The organism is Pseudomonas fungipugnans (assembly GCF_029955235.1).
Classification (GTDB): domain Bacteria; phylum Pseudomonadota; class Gammaproteobacteria; order Pseudomonadales; family Pseudomonadaceae; genus Aquipseudomonas; species Aquipseudomonas fungipugnans.
In genome coordinates this window covers 123,026-138,604 of sequence record NZ_JARBWL010000002.1, presented here as the reverse complement: position 1 = coordinate 138,604, position 15,579 = coordinate 123,026, and the positions used below count along the sequence as shown (strand labels likewise).

Genomic DNA, 15,579 nt, shown 5'->3' with positions numbered 1-15,579 from the left:
CATAGGTCCATTCTTTACAGGTTCAGGCCATGACCGATGCGCCGCTTTCCTTGTCATTCAACCCGGCGGGTATCGAACTCGATCGTCGCCAGGGTTTGAGCCGTCAGCTTTATCAGGCGCTGCGCTTACGGGTGCTGGACGGGCGACTTGCCAGCGGCACCCGCTTGCCCGCCAGTCGCGACTTGGCGGCGGCCCTGTCGATTTCTCGCAACAGCGTGGTCCGGGCCTACGATCAGTTGTACGCCGAAGGCTTTATCGAGGGCCGCGTGGGTGATGGCACTTATGTCGCGCAATTGCCGCAAACCGTCTTGCCGGTGAAAAAACTATCCACAAAAGTATCCACAGGGTTTTCAACAGGCTTATCCACAGCCTTATCCACAAATTGGCTGGATTTACCTGTAATTTCATCCAGTAAAGTTATCCACAGCGGTGCTTTGGGCCGAGTCGAAAAGAACCATTTGGCGACGCCGCCGAGCGGTCCACCGAGGGCATTTCGAGTGGGGGTGCCGGCATTCGACCTGTTCCCGTTCGAGGTCTGGGCCAAGCTGAATGCGGCTTTCTGGCGCAAACCGGATTTGCAGCAGCTGTGTTATGGCGATCCGGCGGGCGACGCAAGGTTGCGCAGCCTGATTGCCGCGTATTTGCGCAGTTCTCGTGGCATGCAATGCACGGCTGAGCAAATTGTGATCACCAGTGGCGCGCAGCAGGGAATCAGCCTTTGTGCACAGCTGCTGGTGGAGCCGGGCGATGGGGTGGCGATCGAGAATCCGGGCTACCGCGCGGCAGGTCATGCCTTTGCCGTGGCCGGGGGGCGGTTGCAGGGTGTGCCGGTCGATAACGAAGGCATCAACTGCGCCGAACTGGCGGGGTTGAGCGACTGTCGGCTGGCCTATGTCACCCCGTCGCATCAATACCCGACCGGGGTGATCATGAGCCTGGCGCGGCGCCTGGAGTTGCTGGCATGGGCCGAGCGGACTCAAGGCTGGATCGTCGAAGACGACTATGACGGCGAATACCGTTACAGCGGCGCACCGCTGGCGCCTTTGGCGGCCCTGGATCGTCAGGGGCGTGTGCTGTACGTCGGGACGTTCGGCAAGGTCGCGTTCCCGGCGTTGCGTCTGGGTTATCTGGTATTGCCGCCCGCGCTGGTCGATGCGTTTTCACGGCGCCGTGCCGTGGACGTACGGCATTCGGAAGTCAGCACTCAGGCGGTAATGGCCGAGTTCATGGCGGCCGGGCATTTCCAGCGGCACATTCGCCGCATGCGCCGCGCGGCCTTGAGCCGTCGTAATACGTTGCTGGTCGGTTGGCCAAAAGATATCCCCGGCGTCGGCAGCCTGCCCGGTGTGGCGGCAGGGCTGCATCTGACGGTGTCGGTAGAGAGCGTGGCCCGCGAGCGTGAGCTGGTGGCGCAAGCCGAGTCGGTGGGCGTCGAGATCAACGCCCTGAGCAGCTATTGGCTACCCGACTCGACCCGGCCAGCGGATCAGCGTGCCGGGCTGGTGCTGGGGTTCGCCGCCGTGCCGGAAGCCGCGATCGAGTCAGCGCTGCTGCGGTTACGTAGCGTCTGGTTTTGATAGGCTCGCTGGGTTGCGGGGTTCCAGTGCGAGAAACAATGAGCGTGTAGCAGGATCGGTGATCCGGCGAACCACGTAATCCCTCGGTTCGAGATCAAGCAGTTGCCCTTTAAGCTCCAGATCAAGCGTATCCAGATAAGTGTCCGCGATTTTCAAATGGGCCACAGTGGGTTCGGCGGCGGGGCTGTTGGCAGTGTCGTAGTGAAAGTGCGCCAACCATAGAGGCTGGTCGTTGCGAGTGATGTCGAGGATCTTGTACTCCTGAAAATAGTCCCCCTTGCCTTTTGTCTTGATACGCCCCTCCCTGTTGCGCGTCAGTTTGACCTGAGCGTTCTCATGCAACCATTGCAAGTACTCCAGTCGAGGTTTGCGCTTCTTCAGCATTGATGCGCGAACGCTGATACCGGTGGTACGCAGACGGACCGCAGCACTTCTCAACTCAGCGCTCAGGGTCGCAACGGGCGGGAGCGTGCCATTGGCCGCACGAATGTTCGCTATAGCCGTATCGACCGCTGCTGCCTCTTCTTCGTATTTGAGCGCCTGCGAATCAAACTCGTGTTGCCTGTCAGCAGGAATACTGTTTGCCCGTTCGGCATCCTTGCTGATGCGGGTGATGAAAGGCTCCAGTTCAAGATTGAGTTCCAGGCCGTCACTGATGACGTCAAGGTCATTCCTCACCGGTTTGCCGGGCGTCTCGGTTTTGGGTATCAGTTTCTTGAAGGCGGGCGCGTCGGTTTTCTGCTCATCCGAAGGCGCTGGCTCTCGTGGGCGGGTCTTCGTCACCTTGGCCTGAGGGCGGGACGGGCCGGCAACCGGGGAGGTGGATCGATCCGGTGCAACTGGCTGCTCACCTTCGGGCAGCAAGTCGTAGAGCATTGCCTGGCCGGCCTCCTGGAACTCCTTGATCAGTGCCTGCAGGCGGGCCAATGCCTGGGGTTTAGTCATGTTGGGGTACTGGGTGGGCAGGTTGTCGATGCGTTGAAGGGCGTCGGCAAAGACGTCCAGGATTCGGGTTGCCGCCGTGATGCGTTGTTGGGTGGTCTGGCCCTTGGTGGATTCAAGCAGGATGTCGGTCAGTTCCTGGCTGGCCTCGGCGGCTCCAATGACGATGTCCGCCACGGCCTTGCGAGCTTGTGGCATTTGCGCCCCTGCCTGTTCCTGTACACACAGTTCGTAGGCCATGCCGATTTCGTTGGCCTTGTAGTCCAGGGGGCTGTAGGTCGGCAGTATTTTCTGGATGGTCTGGATTGACTCACGGGCGGCCCTGCCCAGCACGTTGAGGCCGGTCATGGCGCTACGGGCCAATACCAGCCGTTCGCTGATGGCCTGGCTCAATGCTACGGTGTTTTCAATGGATTGGAGATTGTCGCCCACCGGTAGTCCGGTATTGATCGCATCGTTGCTCAGCAACGTCAGGATCGCCGTCGAGTACTCCTGGCTCTTGACCGCGAACCATAAGGTCAGGTGCTTTTCCATCTGGGTGGTCAGGCGCAACAGGTCGTAGCTGTAACCGGTTGTACCGCCCAGTGCGCGCCATTCGTTCAGTTGCTCAATAGCTTGCTGATAGCTTTCGACCCGTGCTTCGAGCTTGTCGGTAAAGAGCGCGGTCTGGGTTTTAAAGTTATCCCCGGTGGCATTCATCATGTTCTCGCGCAGTTGTGCGACTTCGACCGCTATGGCGTTTTCCTGACTTTTGAAGGCCTTCAACTTTGCGTGCAGGGTGGCCTTTCTCTGTTCCTTTTCCAGCCTGAGGGCCGAGAGGCGGCTTCTCAGCCCACCGCCTCGCAGGCGCAGTCGCGTGTCCACATACCAGTTGCCCTTTTGATCATGTGTCAACAACGGGCCGCTGCGTGCAGGGTTTTTCGGATTGACGATTTGCACCTGTTCATCGTCATTGATCAGCACCTGGAACCAGCGATTGGCGACCTTGGCATAGTTTTTTTCGTTGAGTTGATAAAGGTGCGGCGGCTTGTCGTTGAGGGTGATCAGCTCCTTGTTGGTCAGGTTCGGTGCGCTGACCTTCACACTGTCCAGGTAAACCCCAAGGGCAGTAGGGGTGCGCCGCGGTACCGACTCTCCGGCTTCCAGCACCGTGGCGTGAGCGGCGGGCAGCTCCCCGGAGAGCGCGGTGGTGTCCAGCGTCATGGTGGTCGCAACAGGCTCGAGTAATGGGCGCACCGTCGTGACGGATGACGGCCATTGTTTCGGTTCGCCGCGTAAACGCTCGATATCCGCCGAAATGCGCCGGCCGGCCTGATGAATCAGGATCATGCCCAAGGTCATGAGGACGTCGCCCAAAGACGTCCACTCCACCAGACTGTCCCCGCGCTCATGGGCCTCAAGCCCTTGCTGTAGCTGTTCGATGCTTTGCCAGACCCACGCAGCGGTGCCCACCGGCCCGGTCAAGAAAGTCGAAGCGACGCTGAAAATGGCCCAGCCGCTGTCACGCAGCAGCTCCCAGCGGCGTTCACCATTCGACAGGGACTGACGGTCAGCCTGTTCCACCAGTGTCTGGGCGTTGCTGGTGAACAGCGTGGCCAGTATGTCGTCGGTGATCTCCTCGGTGCCCAGGCTGATCGGGCCGCTCAGCCCCAGGTTCAACAGCAGCTCGATGCCTGAGGCCGTTACCAGCCAGGGCGAAGGCAGACCGACAGGAAATACGTACTGTGAGTACTCGAAACTGAGTGCGGGCGTTGGTAGCCAGGCCAGCACCGAATCTCTGAGTTCACCGGGCTGGTGCATGGCGTAAATCATGTTCTGAAACGAAGCAAACTGTATCAACGGATCTTCCAGCGCCGGGCGATAGAGCAGGCACGGGCCGTTATGTGGCGTGCGCGGACCGATGATGAACATGTTGGCCACAGTGTCACCGCCGGACAGCAAGCGATATCGGGGCACAAAGCTCAGTGGGCGAATGACAATGTCGAGCGGTGCTTTTCTCGGTTGTCCTTGGGCGACATCCATCAACTCGCAGACGTACTGATAACCAACGTCGTCAATCCTGGCCTCTTTCTGCAGTTTGCATTCCAGGGCTTTGAGCTTGAGCAGGTCGGGCAGCAGGCTGACATAGCGTTGCTGCTGAAGCAGCGCCTGATCCTCGTCATCGATCAGCTTTTTCTTCAGCTGCGCCGGGTAGGTTTTACCAATGTCGACCTGCTCCGCCATCTTGTTGAGGTAGGCAACGGTGAGCCATTCGGGGCATGCCTGGTTGTTCTTGAACTTCAATTCGGCCTTGTACGGCGCGACGTTTTGCAGGCCGAATTTACCCAGGCTTTCAACGTAGATGCCTTGGGGGTTGGGCAGGGTGAAGGCGCCGGCCGTCATGCTGTTGGTGATAGTGATCTGCAACTCGTCAAGCGGCAGTCCGACCGCATCGTTGCCGTGATTCACCCGTCGGTCCGCGACAATCGCGTTGCGCATTTGCTCCTGGGCATAAGGGGTAATCAGCTCGATGTCGTTGAGCGCTGAGCCATTGCGCAGCTTGCCCTGGTTCGACAGATAGTGGCCGTAGTCCTGCAAGTCGGTAGCCGAGGCATTCGAGAGCCACTCGGGAACGGCGTCCTTGAGCTGCTTGATGCGCTCTTTTTCCTCTGCGCTGAAACGACCGGCGTTGCCGGTCGATGCAGGTGAAAAGATCTGATTTGTCGAGGTTGAACGGGATGAAGTGAGTGCTGAAAGGGACTCTATCTGGCCGGCAACCAGCGCCCAGGCCAAGTAGTCGAAAATGTCGCCGTCAGGCTCGAACAAGCGCCATTGAAGGGACGCCCCGGTGTTCTCCATGTTCATTCGCCCGGGCAACGAAGCGCCCAGTTTGTCCATGGAGTCGAACGCTTCGTAGCCGCCTTCGATGCTGTACAGCAACAGCATGTCCTGCTGATTGTGCGTGGCCTTGAGGACAATCGCCCCACCCAGCAGAAAGTGGCCGGTGTTGTCTGATTCGTTGTAGTCAATATCAATCAGGCAGGCCTGGATGCCCGGGATCGTGGTAGTGGCTTTGGCCCGTTCCGTCTTGTCCGGGTGCGCGCAAACCGCTCGGGCTACCGCGCACTGATCCGCTGTCCAGCCGTTGACCTGCTCGAGGTTCAAGGCCTTTTTCAGCGTGTCGCTCAATACGTGCCAGCGGGGTTTGTCGACGAGCGATTCGTTCCAGTAATCGAGTTGCCGTTGCTGGAACTCGACGTACAGCAGCGGCGCATAGTCGTTGAGTATGTCGGCAATCTCTTCGATGCTGACGGCCAGCTGTATCGGTGGGATGGTCAGCGGTGCCGGTGTCAGAAAGTGCTCGCCTTCGGTGAAGTTGGCGATTTGCCCGGACTGGCTCTGGCTCAATAACGTTTCGGTCAGACTCTCGATTTTCGGGTCGAAACCGATGAATTGCTCGCGGGTCTGTTTCCATTGTGGCGTGACCAGCAAGGTGCGATCGGGGTCGATGTTCAGCTCTGGATACTGTTGCTTCAAGGTGCTGCGTAACAGCTCGGCGGCCGTCACATCGAGGCTGGGGCCTTCGCTGGTCTGAATGATCAGGTTGCTTTTTTCCTGAAGCAATTTCGACGGGTTTTGCGGGTTGGGTGTGGACGTCTGCGTCATGGTCGTTTCCTGTTGACCTGGGGTTGAGCCACGGTAGGAAACGCCACACGGGTTGAGGTGGTAATTATTTATCGTCTATTAAAAAAGCCCTGACAGGTAAACGCAGTCCTTGTGGGAGTCGAGCTTGCTCGGCTCCCACAGGGATCGCAATGACCCATCAGCACAGGCGTCAGGTCCCGGATTTGATTTTGGTCCAGGCCCGGGTCCGTGCGCGTTCGGCATCACGTGGCAGCGGTTGCAGGGTATAGAGCGTACTCATTGCCGCTTCGGTCGGGTACAGGTTCGGGTTGTTGCGGATCGCCGGGTCGACCAATTCGGTGGCGTCCTTGTTCGGGTTCGGATAGCCGACGAAGTCGCTGACCGGTGCGATCACCTGCGGTTGCAGCAGGTAATTGATGAAGGTGTAGGCGTCTTGTGGATTTTTCGCCCCCTTCGGAATCGCGAGCATGTCGAACCAGATCGGCGCGCCCTCTTTGGGCAGGCGCATGTCCACGACCACGCCGTTCTTGGCTTCCTTGGCGCGGTTGGCAGCCTGGGAGAAGCTGCCCGAATAACCGACCGCGACGCAGATGTCACCGTTGGCAATATCGGCCATGTACTTGGACGAGTGGAAGTAGGTGATGTACGGGCGGATCTTCATCAACAGCGCTTCGGCCTTGTCGTAGTCCGCAGGCTTCTTGCTGTTGGGGTCCAGGCCGAGGTGTTGCAGGGCCAGCGGCAGGATCTCCGAGGGCGAGTCGAGCAGGGCGACGCCGCACTGTTTCAGTTTGCTGATGTTCTCTTCCTTGAAGATAAGGTCCCAACTGTCCACCGGTGCATTGGCACCCAGCGCGGCCTTGACCTTGTCCGGGTTGAAGCCGATCAGGATGGTGCCGTACATGTAGGGCACGGCGAATTTGTTGCCCGGATCGTTGGCCTCGATCAGCTTCATCAGCTTGGGATCGAGGTGGTTCCAGTTCGGCAGTTTGCTGCGGTCCAGCGGCTGGAACACCCCGGCTTCAATCTGCTTGGCCAGGAACACATTGGACGGCACCACCACGTCGTAACCGGAGTTGCCGGTCAGCAGCTTGGCCTCCAGCGCTTCGTTGGTGTCGAAGATGTCGTAGACCAGTTTGGTCTGGGTGTTCTGGGACTTGAAGTCTTCCAGGGCCTTGGGCGTGATGTAGTCGAACCAGTTGTAGACGCGCAACGTTCGTTCTTCTGCATGGACGGCACCGCTGAGCACCGTGGCGCACAGCGCTGGAGCGATAAAACGCTTGAGTCTGATCATTGTTCTAGTTCCTCATTGGGCGCTTTCAAAACCTTCGAGAACGTTCACGGCATTGATGCCGATTTCTTCTACCGCGTAACCGCCTTCCATCACGAACAGCGTCGGCTTGCCGAGGGCGGCGATGCGCGCGCCCATGGCCAGGTAATCCGGGCTGTCGAGTTTGAACTGAGAGATCGGATCGTCCTTGAACGTGTCGACACCCAAAGACACGACGACGATGTCGGCGCCGTATTTGCGGATTTCGTCGCAGGCCTGATCCAGCGCTGCACTCCAGGTGTCCCAGCCAGAACCGGCGGGCAATGGGTAGTTGAAGTTGAAGCCTTCACCCGCGCCTTCGCCCAGCTCGTCGTCATAGCCGAGGAAGAACGGAAATTCCGCTTCCGGGTGGCCATGGATGGAGGTGAACAACACGTCACTGCGTTCGTAGAAGATCGACTGCGTGCCGTTGCCGTGGTGGTAATCGACGTCGAGGATCGCGACTTTTTTGTGGCCCTGGTCGAGGAACGCCTGGGCGGCGATGGCGGCGTTGTTGAGGTAGCAATAACCGCCCATCAAATCGCTGGCGGCATGGTGTCCCGGTGGTCGGCACAAGGCGAAGGCACTGCGGGCGCCGCGCTGGATTACCGCCTGGGCAGTCAATGCCACTTGTGCTGCGCTGTAGGCCGCTTGCCAGGTGCCGGCAGTGATCGGTGCGCCGCCGTCGAAGCTGTAATAGCCGAGCTGACCGTGCAGGCTGCGGGGTATGAGGCGGCGCAGGGTGCGGGCCGGCCAGGTGTAGGGCAGCAAGTCGCCGTCGGTATTGAATTCGGTCCAGCGCGCCCAGGCGCCTTTGAAGAAATCCAGGTAGTCGCGGCTGTGGATGCGCTGGATCGGGCCGAGGCCAAAATCCTGTGGCGCCTCGACCGGGCCCAGGTCGCGGTACTGCACGCGTTGCAGCACGTGGTCGGCACGGGACGGCATTTCGAAGCAGGGCATCAGTTGGCCGTCCATCAATTCACAACGGCCGTGGTGCAGGTGGTGATCGTGCGAGTAGATCGTCAGCATTTTCTTGTTCTCCGCAGGCTGATTCGGTTGAACACAGTCTTGCGGCGGCCGGCTTTTCAGAGAACAGCAGGAAAGGCCAAAAGGGGATTGATATGGCCAAAAGATCTGACCGAAATTCGCCCCTAATTGGCGCAGGATGTGCCCCGGCACTGGGCGTGGAATGCAGGACTAATGTGGGAGCAGGCTCGCTCCCACAGGGGGATCTGTGTCTTGCACAAAAGCTGTGTTCGCTGAAGATCAAAATGTGGGAGCGAGCTTGCTCGCGATAGCGGTATTCCAGGCAGCGAATAACTCAAGGCCGAAACTGGCTCGGCGTCACCCCGCTCCAGCGCACAAATGCATGGCGGAAACTCGCGGTCTCGCTGAATCCCAGCGCCTCGGCAATTCGATAGATGGGCAACTGATCCTCACACAGCATTTGCTTGGCCTGCTCGAACCGCAGCTCATCCAGCAATTCCTGATAGCTGCACCCCAGATCTTTCAAATGCCGGCGCAACGTCCGCGCGGAGCACTTCATCTGCTCGGCCAGCCCCTCCAGGCCCGGCGCCGCATTCAGCTGTGCACCGAGCAACTGACGAATGCGCCCCAGCCACGCCTGGCGCCCGGTGAACTCGGTGTTCTGCTTGCGGCAGCGCTCGGCCATCGCTTGATGGGTAATGACATCGGCCAGTGGCAGCGGTTGATCGAGCCAGCGGCGGTCGAAGGCGAAGGCGTTGTCGTGCGCATTGAAGTACAAGGGGCAGTCGAACGGTTCACCGTAGCTCGCTTGATAGTCGGGCGGCGCATGCTCGAACCGGGCAGCGAGCAACGGCAATGGATGGCCAAGCAGGTCGTCGCAGATGACTTTCAGCGACACCAGGCAGAACTCGGCATTGAACACCGCCAGCGCCGGATTTTCCCGGTAATCGGCGGCGACGAACCAGACCCGTTCGCCATCGTCTTCCAGGCTCAGCTCGAAAAGTGTTCCCAGCAGCGCCGGATAACGCATTGCCAGGCGCAAAGCGTCACCGAAGGTGGCAGTGGTGAGCAGCGCATAACCGAGCATGCCGTAGGACGAAACGTGCATGCGCCGGCCCAGTTCCAGGCCGATATCACGCTTGAGTGCAACGGCATTGGCGCAGACCTGCATCTCTTGATTGGTGGTAATGCGCGTGTCGGCGCGGCTCAGGTCCGCCGCACTGATGCCGCTGCCGGCCAACAGTGCCTCGCTGGACAGGCCTTCAGCCTTGAAGGTGTTTAGCACCAGAGAGACAGCGTTGAGCGTGGTGAGGTGGGAGTGGAGCATGGAGGACTTCCAGCCTTGGGATGGCTGGAACGCAGCAAGTTACATGCCTGGCGATGATTCCTGTGGGAACGGGCTTGCTCGCGAAAGCGGTGTGTCAGTGAAATGGATCTCGACTGACACGGTCCCTTCGCGAGCAAGCCCGCTCCCACAGGTGTTGTGTGGTGTCAGCTGAGTTCGCCGCACAGGTCGAGTTCGACCAGCCGACGCACTTCGGCATTTTCCAGCCCTGCACCCAGCAGCGCATGCAACTTGCCAAACGCCGCCTCACGGGTCATGCCGCCGCCAGAAAGCACGCCGACACCGCGCAAGCGACTGCCGGCCTCATAAATGTCCAGCTCCACGCCACCTTCATGGCATTGAGTGACGGCAGCCACCACGACACCCTTGTCCCGTGCCCGCGCGAGGGCGGCGAGGAAGTCAGGATTGTCGCTCGGCCCGGTGCCGCTGCCGTAGCACTCCAGCACCAAGCCCTGAATGCCGCTGTTCAGCACGCCATCAAGCTGCTCGGCGCCAATGCCGGGGAACAACGGCAACACGCCGACTTTCGCCAGCTGCCGGCTCTGGTTGTAGTTCAGCTGTGCAGGCACCGAAGTCGCCTTTACACCGCCGCCCTGACGCGCCAGGCGCTTGAACGGATGACGACCGAAACTGCGTACTTTCGCGCAATGGGTCGGGTCCAGCAGCTCGCCGTGGAAATACAGATGCACGCCCGGCGCCAGGCCCTTGCCCAGTGCAACCAGTGCGCCGCCGAGGTTTTCCCAGGCATCGCTGTCGGTCACGCCGGCCGGCAGCATCGAGCCGGTAAAGCACACACGGGCATGCAGGCCGAGCAATTGAAAACTCATGGCCGCCGCGCTGTACGCCAGGGTGTCGGTGCCGTGCAGGATCAGCACGCTGTCGCAGCCTTGAACGTCGACGGCGTCGACCACGGCTTCACGCAGCTGCTGCCAGTAGGCCGGGCTCATGTTGGCGCTGTCGATCAGCGGGCTCATCTCGCGAAAGCGCCACTGCGGCACGACGAGTTCGGGTTGGCTGTGCAGGTAATCACGCATCCGCGCTTCGAAACCGGACGCCGGGGCCAGGCCGTTGGCGCTGGCCTGCATGCCGATGGTGCCACCGGTGTAGAGCACCATGACGTGCTGGGCGGCAGGGTAGGTCGAGGAATTCATGGAGACTCTCCGAGAGCAATGACTTTTTGTTGGGTAGCGAGCTTATGTGGGAGCGAGCCTGCTCGCGAAGGCTGCGATGCGCTCTCAAGCTCGAACCAAAATGGCAGCATCAATACGCTGCCACAACCTGCGACCGAGCATGACGCCGGTCGCACGTTGTGTCACGCCGGGCGCAGGGGATGCGCCCGGTTGTTACCATCAGCGTTGCGCTGCGGTCACGCCTTGCGGCTCTACTGCTGCTTCTGCCTTTGGAGCAGCGGCTGGCGGGTTGGCCGGCCAGGCTTGCAGGTCCAGGTCCAGATCCGGGAACTTGCTCGAATCGAACACTGGCGTCTTGATGCCGGCAGCACGCTGGTCATCGTAGTCACGCATGATGCGCATGCCGACCTTGAACAGCAGGAACAGAGCGATCAGGTTGACGAACGCCAGCATGGTCATGGTGATGTCGGCGAAGGCGAACACGGTGCTCAGGTTTTCGATGGCACCCCAGAAGATCAACACCAGTACCAGTGCGCGATAGCCGATCAGCGCCTTGCGGTTTTCACCGATCAGGAAGCGCAGGTTGCTCTCGCCCAGGTAGTAGTTGTAGAGGATCGAGGTGAACACGAACAACGACAGCGCCACGGAGATGAACATCCGGCCCCAGTCACCGACCACGGCGGCCAGGGAGTTCTGGGTCAGGGCAATGCCGTCGCCTTCGAAGCCCGGGGTGTAGAAGCCCGAGAGCAGGATCAGCAACGCGGTGCAGGTGCAGATCACGAAGGTGTCGAGGAACACGCTGAACGCCTGAACCACGCCTTGTGCCACCGGATGCTCGACCGACGCGACCGCAGCCACGTTCGGTGCGCTGCCCAGGCCTGCTTCGTTGGCGAACACGCCACGCTTCACGCCCATGACGATGGCGCTGCCGATCAGGCCGCCGAAGGCCTGGTCGAGACCGAAGGCGCTTTTGACGATGGTCATCAGCATGCCTGGAACGTGGTCGAATTGCAGCACGATCACGTAGAGGGTCACGCCGATGTACACCAGGGTTTTGACCGGCACCAGCAGGTCAGCGACCTTGGCGATGCGCTTGATCCCGCCGACGAACACCAGGCCCAACAGCACAGCCAGACCGAGACCGGTGTAGGTGGTGTCGAGGCCGAAAGCGTTGTTCAGCGAGTGCGTCACGGCGTGGGATTGCAGGCCGTTGAAAGCGAACCCGAAGGTCACCAGCAACAGGAATGCCATGATCATGCCCAGCCAGCGTTTCTGCAGGCCGTGCTGGATGTAGTAGGACGGACCGCCACGGTAGGTGCCGTCGGAATCGCAGCGCTTGTAGAGCTGGCCGAGGGAGCATTCGAAGAAGCTGCTGGACATACCGACCAGCGCAGTCACCCACATCCAGAACACTGCACCCGGCCCACCGAGGGTCACGGCGATGCCGACACCTGCGATGTTGCCGGCACCGACGCGGCCGGCGAGGCTGAGCATCAGGGCCTGGAACGAGCTGAGTTGGCCGGCGCTGCTTTTCAGGCTGTCGCGGAATACCGCAAACATGTGGAAGAAGTGGCGCAATTGGACGAAACGCGAGCGGATCGTGAAGTAGCTACCGAGCCCGACAATGAGCACGATCAGTACTTTCCCTGAGAGGAAGTCGTTGATGACTTCGAGCATGGATTATTCCTCGCTGTTTTTTGTTTAAGCAAATGCTGGAGGGGAGAAATATCGCGTTACACCAGTTTTCGCGCGGCGAAACAGGTGAGGCGAAGGTTCGTCCCGGTTCCATATTGCGGGTTTGTTATTAGTTCGGGTTTCGCATGGGTTATGGCCTCGTTACCGACGACCGCTCACGCGAAGAGGGGCGGCACTATACCTATCAGTGGCGCGCCCGTCTGCACGGTTGTGGTGCAAGCGACGAAACGAAGCTTTGAAACACCCGGCTTTTATGGTTCCGGGCTTATGTGAAAGCTGCTTCATGTGGGGGCGCACGGGCCTTTTCCCACATGAAGCAGCGTCCAGACATTCTGTCTTGCTGCCAAAGAGTTAAAAAAAAGGGCCTGGGGAATAAATCCCCAAGCCCTCAAAAGGTGAGAGGTGTCTAGTCCCTCGACCTGGTGAGCAGTGCTGTGTGTAACGCGTCGGATCAGGCTTTAAGCGGGACCAGACGTGGAGCGATCATGTTTTCCGGACGCAGGATGTCGGCGAGCATGTCTTCGTCGAGCAAGCGTTCTTCGCGCACCAGTTCCAGCACGCCACGACCGCTTTCAAGGGCGATACGGGCGATGCGGGTGGCGTTTTCATAGCCGATGTACGGGTTCAGCGCGGTGACCAGGCCGATCGAGTGTTCGACCAGCTCGCGGCAGCGGGCTTCGTTGGCGGTGATGCCGACGATGCAGTGTTCGCGCAGCATGTCCATGGCGCGTTGCAGCAGGCGGATCGAGTCGAAGATCTTGAACGCGATCAACGGCTCCATCACGTTCAGTTGCAATTGGCCGCCTTCGGCTGCGATGGTCAGGGCCAGGTCGTTACCGATGATCTGGAATGCCACCTGGTTGACTGCTTCCGGGATAACCGGGTTGACCTTGCCTGGCATGATCGAGCTGCCTGGCTGACGGGCCGGCAGGTTGATTTCGTTGATGCCGGTGCGTGGACCGCTGGACAGCAGACGCAGGTCGTTGCAGATTTTCGACAGCTTGACCGCGGTACGCTTGAGCATGCCGGAGAACAGCACGAAGGCGCCCATGTCGGAGGTGGCTTCGATCAGGTCGGCGGCCGGCACCAGCGGTTGACCGCTGATCAGTGCCAGACGCTGAACGGCCAGGGCCTGGTAGCGCGGGTCGGCGTTGATGCCGGTGCCGATGGCGGTGCCGCCCAGATTCACTTCGGTCAGCAGTTCCGGTGCCAGGGTCTTCAGGCGGGCCAGGTCTTCGCTCAGGGTGGTGGCGAAGGCGCGGAATTCCTGGCCGAGGGTCATCGGTACGGCGTCTTGCAACTGGGTACGGCCCATCTTCAGGACGTGGTTGAATTCCACACCCTTGGCGGCAAACGACTGGATCAGGCTGTCGAGGCTGGCCAGCAGCGCGTCGTGACCCAACAGCAGACCCAGACGGATAGCCGTCGGGTAGGCGTCGTTGGTCGACTGCGCCATGTTCACGTCGTTGTTCGGGTGCAGGTACTGGTATTCGCCCTTCTGGTGACCCATGGCCTCCAGCGCGATGTTGGCGATGACTTCGTTGGCATTCATGTTGGTCGAAGTGCCAGCGCCGCCTTGAATCATGTCCACCACGAACTCTTCGTGGAAATCACCGCGGATCAATCGTGCACAGGCTTCGCTGATGGCAGCGTGCTTGGCTTCGCTCAGGTGACCCAGCTCGCGGTTGGCGTCAGCGGCGGCCTGTTTGACCATTGCCAGACCGACAACCAGCTTCGGGTAATGCGAAATCGGAACGCCGGAGAGACGGAAGTTGTTCACCGCTCGCAGGGTCTGGATGCCGTAATACGCTTGAGCCGGTACTTCGAGTACGCCAAGCAGGTCTTTTTCTGAGCGGAAAGATGCAGCGGAGGACATGATAGAAATCATCTCGATATGGACCCGGTCTGTGCCGGAACGCTGCGAATGCTAGGCTTGTGCAAATTTTTGGGCCAATGCTGTTAAGCACTGGCCTATGCACATTCGGCATAATGCCGGTGTGACGCCGCGTGTGCGGCGAGCGTGTGACCTAATTTGGTGCGTGTCCGGGGAGGACGTGATGAATCTGGAAAGCAAATGGCTCGAGGACTTCAGTGCCCTGGCCGCCACCCGCAGCTTCTCCCAGGCTGCCGAGCGCCGCTTCGTGACCCAGCCCGCGTTCAGCCGGCGGATCCGTAGCCTGGAAACCGCATTGGGCTTGCAACTGGTCAATCGCTCGCGTACGCCGATCGAGCTGACGGCGGCGGGCCAGTTGTTTCTGGTGACGGCACGGACGGTGGTCGAACAGCTCGGCGAAGTGCTGCGCCATCTGCATCACTTGGAAGGCGGGCAGGGCGAAGTGATGCAGATTGCCGCCGCGCATTCCCTGGCACTGGGCTTTTTCCCCCGCTGGATCGCGCAATTGCGCAACGAAGGTTTGAATATCGCCACCCGCCTGGTGGCGACCAACGTCGGCGACGCGGTGCACGCCCTGCGCGAGGGCGGTTGCGATCTGATGCTGGCGTTCTACGACCCGGACGCCGCGATGCAGATGGACCCGGAGATTTTCCCGTCGCTGCACCTGGGCCAGACCGAGATGCTGCCGGTGTGCGCCGCCAGTCCGGATGGCAAGCCGCTGTTCGATCTGGAAGGCGATGCCAGTGTGCCGCTGCTGGCCTACAGCGCCGGGGCGTTCCTGGGCCGTTCGGTGAATGGCTTGTTGCGCCAGCGCGCGCTGCGCTTCACCACCATCTATGAGACCGCCATGGCCGACAGCCTGAAAAGCATGGCGCTGGAAGGTCTGGGCATCGCCTGGGTGCCGCAACTGAGCGTGCGCGCCGAACTGGCTCGCGGCGAACTGGTGGTGTGCGGCGGCCCGCAATGGCACGTTCCGCTGGAAATTCGCCTGTACCGCTGCGCGCTGGTGCGCAAGGCGAATGTGCGGCTGCTGTGGCGCAAGCTTGAAGGTGGGGCGGCGAGCGGCAGCGTTTAAATCT

The 15,579-nt window shown here is 60.4% G+C and carries 9 protein-coding genes; 2 read left to right on the top strand and 7 right to left on the bottom strand.

Annotation, left to right across the window (positions count from 1 at the left end; all coding sequences use genetic code 11):
- The first annotated feature begins 29 nt into the window (after positions 1 to 29).
- The gene (pdxR, locus tag POF45_RS15615; protein WP_282316087.1) at positions 30 to 1,577 is read left to right on the top strand and encodes a MocR-like pyridoxine biosynthesis transcription factor PdxR; all 1,548 of its coding nucleotides are present in this window, start codon (positions 30 to 32) and stop codon (positions 1,575 to 1,577) included.
- On the opposite strand, the gene POF45_RS15610 is transcribed toward pdxR, so the two are convergent.
- The 7 genes from POF45_RS15610 to aspA form a co-directional block, all read right to left on the bottom strand.
- Positions 1,557 to 6,164 carry a dermonecrotic toxin domain-containing protein gene (locus tag POF45_RS15610; RefSeq protein WP_282316086.1) on the bottom strand — a complete coding sequence of 1,536 codons (4,608 nt, stop codon included), beginning with the start codon at positions 6,162 to 6,164 and terminating at the stop codon, positions 1,557 to 1,559. The genes pdxR and POF45_RS15610 overlap by 21 nt on opposite strands.
- 169 nt (positions 6,165 to 6,333) lie before the next feature.
- Complete coding sequence (locus POF45_RS15605) at positions 6,334 to 7,434, bottom strand: polyamine ABC transporter substrate-binding protein (protein ID WP_259497693.1); 1,101 nt, start codon at positions 7,432 to 7,434, stop codon at positions 6,334 to 6,336.
- 12 nt (positions 7,435 to 7,446) lie between these two features.
- Positions 7,447 to 8,478 (bottom strand): histone deacetylase family protein, encoded by a 1,032-nt coding sequence (locus POF45_RS15600; protein WP_259497692.1) that lies wholly within the window; start codon positions 8,476 to 8,478, stop codon positions 7,447 to 7,449.
- Between the two features lie 292 nt (positions 8,479 to 8,770).
- Positions 8,771 to 9,763, bottom strand: coding sequence for an AraC family transcriptional regulator (locus tag POF45_RS15595; RefSeq protein ID WP_282316085.1), 993 nt, complete (start codon positions 9,761 to 9,763; stop codon positions 8,771 to 8,773).
- A 164-nt stretch (positions 9,764 to 9,927) separates the two neighbouring features.
- A complete protein-coding gene (locus tag POF45_RS15590; RefSeq protein ID WP_259497690.1) occupies positions 9,928 to 10,932 on the bottom strand; it encodes an asparaginase in 1,005 nt (334 codons plus the stop codon).
- A gap of 198 nt (positions 10,933 to 11,130) precedes the next feature.
- The gene (locus POF45_RS15585) at positions 11,131 to 12,588 is read right to left on the bottom strand and encodes an alanine/glycine:cation symporter family protein (protein ID WP_259497689.1); all 1,458 of its coding nucleotides are present in this window, start codon (positions 12,586 to 12,588) and stop codon (positions 11,131 to 11,133) included.
- Between the two features lie 469 nt (positions 12,589 to 13,057).
- On the bottom strand, positions 13,058 to 14,482 hold the full coding sequence (gene aspA / locus POF45_RS15580) for an aspartate ammonia-lyase (RefSeq protein WP_259497688.1): 1,425 nt from the start codon (positions 14,480 to 14,482) through the stop codon (positions 13,058 to 13,060).
- 181 nt (positions 14,483 to 14,663) lie between these two features.
- Between aspA and POF45_RS15575 the strand changes: the two genes are divergently transcribed.
- Positions 14,664 to 15,575: a LysR substrate-binding domain-containing protein gene (locus tag POF45_RS15575; RefSeq protein ID WP_259497686.1), complete on the top strand. Its 912-nt coding sequence runs from the start codon at positions 14,664 to 14,666 to the stop codon at positions 15,573 to 15,575.
- The last annotated feature ends 4 nt before the right edge of the window (positions 15,576 to 15,579 follow it).

Bases quoted from the DNA above. Each gene is read 5' to 3' on its own strand.
- pdxR (WP_282316087.1), top strand. From the start codon at position 30: ATGACCGATGCGCCGCTTTCCTTGTCATTCAACCCGGCGGGTATCGAA.
- POF45_RS15610 (WP_282316086.1), bottom strand. From the start codon at position 6,164: ATGACGCAGACGTCCACACCCAACCCGCAAAACCCGTCGAAATTGCTT.
- POF45_RS15575 (WP_259497686.1), top strand. From the start codon at position 14,664: ATGAATCTGGAAAGCAAATGGCTCGAGGACTTCAGTGCCCTGGCCGCC.
- POF45_RS15585 (WP_259497689.1), bottom strand. From the start codon at position 12,588: ATGCTCGAAGTCATCAACGACTTCCTCTCAGGGAAAGTACTGATCGTG.
- aspA (WP_259497688.1), bottom strand. From the start codon at position 14,482: ATGTCCTCCGCTGCATCTTTCCGCTCAGAAAAAGACCTGCTTGGCGTA.
- POF45_RS15600 (WP_259497692.1), bottom strand. From the start codon at position 8,478: ATGCTGACGATCTACTCGCACGATCACCACCTGCACCACGGCCGTTGT.
- POF45_RS15595 (WP_282316085.1), bottom strand. From the start codon at position 9,763: ATGCTCCACTCCCACCTCACCACGCTCAACGCTGTCTCTCTGGTGCTA.
- POF45_RS15590 (WP_259497690.1), bottom strand. From the start codon at position 10,932: ATGAATTCCTCGACCTACCCTGCCGCCCAGCACGTCATGGTGCTCTAC.
- POF45_RS15605 (WP_259497693.1), bottom strand. From the start codon at position 7,434: ATGATCAGACTCAAGCGTTTTATCGCTCCAGCGCTGTGCGCCACGGTG.